Below are 4834 nucleotides of genomic sequence, written 5' to 3'. Positions count from 1 at the left end.
GTGTACAGGAGGCGGCCGGACCCGCATCGACGGCTGGCGCGCCCAGCCTGCGGAATTTCGGGGAGCAGGCCTACAGCAGTCGCGCGGCCGCAGGCCTAGTGTGGTGGGCAAAGAACTGCATCATCCAGGAGGCAGCATCATGAAGAATTTCGTTCTGGAGCCCCGCATGCGCTCGAGCATCGGCGGCGCTTTCTACCCCACAGGCTACTCGATGGTGATGTTCCCGAGCACGGAGGACGCCAACCGCATCGGCCACAAGCTGATCGAGAACGGCGTGAGCGGCGACGAGATCTACCTGCTTCCCGCGGCCACGATCCTGGAGGAGATCTCGCCCACCGTGAGGGAAGCCGACGAGCCGCTGCCTTCGGCCGGCACCGACGCGGCCACCGTGCGCGCCTACACCAAGCTTGCGCGCGAAGGCCATGCCGGCCTCCTGGTCAGGACGAAGCACGAAGAGGACGCCAACCGCCTGATGGAACTGGTGCGCACCGTGCCCTATTCGATCGCGCAGCGCTATCGCACGCTGGTCATCGAAGACCTCTGACCGAAACCCTCTGCTCGATCGATCCGCTGGCGGCTCAGGCGGCCGCCGCTGCGCGCCGCACCACGTCGCGCGCCATGGCCTGCGCGAGTTCCTGTTCGCCCAGGAAGACTGTGGCGGCCATCTCGCGCGTCAGCAGCCCGGCTTCTTCCTCGTTGTGGCTGCGGATCACGGTTTCGATGGCCGGATTGAGGGTGCGGGCGGTTTCCATCATCTGCCGCACGTTCATGGCGTCCGGGATGGCCACCACCAGCACGCGGGCACGCGCGATGTGCGCCTGGATCAGCACGGCCGGATCGGCCGCGTCGCCCCAGACGGCCGCCACGCCGGCCTCGCGCAGCTTCTCCACCAGTTCGCGGTTCTGCTCCGCCACCACGTAGGGAATGTCGTGCGCCTCCAGCTCCGATGCGATGCGGCGCCCGACGCGGCCATAGCCCACCAGCACCACCTGGCGGGACAGGTAACGGGCTTCGGTGGTGGTCGGCAGTTCGGCCAGCGGATGGTCGTGCGATTCGAGGCTGCGCGCCGCCGGGAAGCGGCCGTGCAGCCATTTCTCGATCGGTGCGACCAGGCTGAACCACAGCGGATTGGTGGCAATGGAAATCAGTGCGCCGGCCAGGATCAGGCTCTGCCCCTCCACCGGCAGCAGGCCGAGCGAGACGCCGAGCCCCGCAAGAATGAACGAGAACTCCCCGATCTGCGCAAGGCTCGCGCTCACGGTGAGCGCCGTGCCCAGCGGATAGCGGAACGCCAGCACCAGCGCGCAGGCGGCCAGCGACTTGCCCAGCACGATCACGCCCACCACCGCCAGCACCTGCAGCGGCCGCTCGACGAGCACCGAGGGATCGAAGAGCATGCCCACCGACACGAAGAACAGCACCGCGAAGGCATCGCGCAGCGGCAGCGATTCCTGTGCCGCGCGGTGGCTGAATTCGGATTCGCGCATCACCATGCCCGCGAAGAAAGCGCCCAGCGCGAACGACACGCCGAACAGCGCCGCCGACGCAAAGGCGATGCTGACTGCGGCCGCGATCACGCACAGCGTGAACAGCTCGCGCGAGCCGGTGCGCGTGACCTGCCAGAGAATCCAAGGAAACGCGCGCCGCCCCACCACCAGCATCAGCGCCACGAACCCGCCCACCTGCAGCAGCGTGACGCCGAGCGTCTGCCACAGCGGATCGGCGTTGGCCGAATCGCCCGCCTGGCCGCCCAGCGCCCCCGCGAGCGGCGGCATCAGCACCAGGACCAGCACCATGGCCAGGTCCTCGACCACCAGCCAGCCGACCGCGATGCGCCCGGTGAACGAATCGAGAATGCCCAGGCTCTCGAGCGCGCGCAGCAGCACGACCGTGCTTGCCACCGACAGCGCCAGGCCGAAGACCAGCGCCTCGCCCCATGACCAGCCCCACCAGAGCGCCAGCGCACCGCCCAGCAGCGTGGCCACCGCGATCTGCGCGAGTGCGCCCGGCAGCGCGATCTTGCGCACCGCCAGCAGGTCGTCGAGCGAAAAATGCAGGCCCACGCCGAACATCAGCAGCATCACGCCGATTTCGGCCAGCTGCGCCGCAATGCCCGCATCGGCCACGAAGCCCGGCGTGAAGGGCCCGATGATCACGCCTGCGAGCAGGTAGCCCACCAGCGCCGGCAGCCGCAGCCGCAGCGCCAGGAAACCCAGCACGAGCGCCAGCCCCAGGCCGGCGGCAATCGTGTTGATCAGGGAAACGCTGTGGGGCATTGCTCCATTTTGCAGGAACGATGCGCCCCTTTCGTTTCACACGGGCATCAATCGGCCATCTTTGCGATGCGTGCGCCTTCGAGCACTTCGGGCTCCTGCGACTCGACCCAGCTCTCGTTGTTGAGCCCGGCGTGCAGCCGCTCGGTGTCGAGCTCGTTGGTCCACTTGGCCACCACGATGGTGGCCACGCCGTTGCCGATCAGGTTGGTCAGCGCGCGCGCCTCCGACATGAAGCGGTCGATGCCCAGGATCAGCGCCAGGCCCGCCACCGGCACATGGCCCACGGCMGACAGCGTGGCTGCCAGCACGATGAAGCCGCTGCCTGTGACGCCCGCCGCGCCCTTGGAGGTGAGCAGCAGCACGGCCAGCAGCGTGATCTCCTGCATCAGCGTCATCGGCGTGTTGGTGGCCTGCGCAATGAACACGGCCGCCATCGTGAGATAGATGGAGGTGCCGTCCAGGTTGAACGAGTAGCCGGTGGGAATCACCAGGCCCACGCAGGTCTTGTTGGCGCCCAGGTTCTCCATCTTCTCCATCATGCGCGGCAGCACCGATTCGGAGGACGAGGTGCCCAGCACGATCAGCAGCTCTTCCTTGATGTACTTGATGAACTTCCAGATGCTGAAGCCGTGGAAGCGCGCAATGAGCCCGAGCACCACGAAGATGAACAAGAGGCAGGTCAGGTAGAACGTGCCCATCAGCTTGCCGAGCGAGAACAGGCTGCCCAGGCCGTACTTGCCGATGGTGAAGGCCATCGCGCCGAAGGCGCCGATGGGCGCCAGCTTCATGATGTAGCCCACGATCACGAAGAGCACGTGCGAGCCCTTCTCGATCACGTCGAACACCAGCGTGCCGCGCCCGCCGAAGCGGTGCAGCGCAAAGCCGAACAGCACCGCGATCAGCAGCACCTGCAGGATCTCGCCCTTGGCGAAGGCGTCGACCAGCGTGCTGGGAATGACGTTGAGCAGGAAGTCGACCGTGCCCGTCATCTTGCCCGGGCCGGTATAGGACGCGAGCGCCTTGGTGTCGAGCGTGGACGGGTCGATGTTCATGCCCGCGCCGGGCTTGAGCAGGTTGACCAGCACGAGGCCCACCACCAGCGCGATGGAGCTCACGATCTCGAAGTACAGGAGCGCCAGGCCGCCGGTCTTGCCGACCTTCTTCATGTCTTCCATGCCCGCGATGCCCACCACCACGGTGCAGAAGATGATCGGCGCAATGATCATCTTGATGAGCTTGATGAAGCCGTCGCCCAGCGGCTTCATGGCCTCGCCCAGCGCCGGCTGGAAGTGGCCGAGCAGCACGCCGATGATCACCGCCGTGATCACCTGCACGTAGAGCGAACGATAGAGCGGGAGCTTTCTGGTGGGTGTGATTGTTGTGTCTGCCATGTTGCCTCCGGAGGGTTGGAAACTGTAGAACCGAATCGACCGCTTCTCTGATACGTAGAAGCCACATCGCAGAAATGAAAAAACCCGCCTCGGCGGGTCTTTTCGATCAGCTTCTCGTCAGCATGATCAGTGCATGTGCAGGCCGCCGTTGACCGAGAAGTCGGCGCCCGTACTGTAGCCGCCCTCGTCGGTGGCAAGCCACGCGATGATGGAAGCAATTTCGCTCGGCTCGCCCAGGCGCTTGACCGGAATGGTGGCCACGATCTTGTCGAGCACTTCCTGGCGGATGGCCTTGACCATGTCGGTGCCGATGTAGCCCGGGCTCACGGTGTTGACCGTGACGCCCTTGCTCGCCAGCTCCTGCGCCAGCGCCATCGTGAAGCCGTGCATGCCGGCCTTGGCCGCCGAATAGTTGGTCTGCCCCGCCTGGCCCTTGGCGCCATTGACCGAGCTGATGTTGATGATGCGGCCCCAGCCCTTCTCGACCATGTCGCCCACCACCTGCTTGGTGACGTTGAACATGCTGTTGAGGTTGGTCTCGATGACCGCGCTCCAGTCCTCGGGCGTCATTTTCAGGAACATGCGGTCCCGCGTGATGCCGGCGTTGTTGACCAGCACGTCGATGGGGCCGTGCGCTGCCTTGGCGGCGGAAAAGGCCTCGACGGTGGACTGCCAGTCGCCGACATTGCCGACCGACGCATGGAACTCGAAACCCAGGGCTTTCTGCTCGGCCAGCCATTTGGCGTGGTCGCGCGTGGGGCCGCAGCCTGCGACGACAGTGAAGCCGTCCTTGTGAAGGCGCTGGCAGATGGCTGTTCCGATGCCACCCATGCCCCCGGTGACATATGCAACTTTCTTGCTCATGATTTTTTCCTTGATGTGTGCGAAAAGCCTGAACGGCCGCCTTCACTCTAGCGAGTTTCAAGCCATCGAACTCTGAGGAAAACACTGAGCCGAGCTTGCAACCAGCTGTCACGGCGCGGCCGCATGTGCAACCATATTGCATAAGTCCGCCGCCGTCCCGCACACCCCTTTGCTTCCAAGGAGTTCGAAAGTATGAATTTCGAAAACGCCGGGCAACGCCCCCATGCCTGACACCGCCGGCCTCGAGCCGCTTTCCATCCTCGCCGGCCGTGTCGGCGCCATCCTGCGCGAGCGGCGCCAGAC

Annotated in this window: 4 protein-coding genes; 1 reads left to right on the top strand and 3 read right to left on the bottom strand. The window is 65.5% G+C overall.

Translation table 11 applies throughout. The features are described 5' to 3' along the window. Window positions 1–139: 139 nt before the first annotated feature. The gene (locus AC1DOC_RS19410) at window positions 140–544 is read left to right on the top strand and encodes a hypothetical protein (RefSeq protein ID WP_018902859.1); all 405 of its coding nucleotides are present in this window, start codon (window positions 140–142) and stop codon (window positions 542–544) included. 34 nt (window positions 545–578) lie between these two features. Here AC1DOC_RS19410 and AC1DOC_RS19405 read toward each other — a convergent pair whose 3' ends face one another. From AC1DOC_RS19405 to phbB, 3 genes are all read right to left on the bottom strand, one after another. Then, window positions 579–2276, bottom strand: coding sequence for a cation:proton antiporter domain-containing protein (locus tag AC1DOC_RS19405; protein WP_278879363.1), 1698 nt, complete (start codon window positions 2274–2276; stop codon window positions 579–581). A gap of 47 nt (window positions 2277–2323) precedes the next feature. Beyond that, window positions 2324–3667: a dicarboxylate/amino acid:cation symporter gene (locus AC1DOC_RS19400; protein ID WP_012747163.1), complete on the bottom strand. Its 1344-nt coding sequence runs from the start codon at window positions 3665–3667 to the stop codon at window positions 2324–2326. A gap of 126 nt (window positions 3668–3793) precedes the next feature. Then, on the bottom strand, window positions 3794–4531 hold the full coding sequence (phbB, locus tag AC1DOC_RS19395; RefSeq protein ID WP_012747162.1) for an acetoacetyl-CoA reductase: 738 nt from the start codon (window positions 4529–4531) through the stop codon (window positions 3794–3796). Between the last annotated feature and the right edge of the window lie 303 nt (window positions 4532–4834).

This window comes from Variovorax sp. 01T439_2 (assembly GCF_056398445.1).
This window is presented reverse-complemented; position numbering and strand designations above follow the sequence as displayed.

Coding starts and splice junctions, on each gene's coding strand:
- AC1DOC_RS19405 (WP_278879363.1), bottom strand. CDS start 2,276: ATGCCCCACAGCGTTTCCCTGATCAACACGATTGCCGCCGGCCTGGGG.
- AC1DOC_RS19410 (WP_018902859.1), top strand. CDS start 140: ATGAAGAATTTCGTTCTGGAGCCCCGCATGCGCTCGAGCATCGGCGGC.
- phbB (WP_012747162.1), bottom strand. CDS start 4,531: ATGAGCAAGAAAGTTGCATATGTCACCGGGGGCATGGGTGGCATCGGA.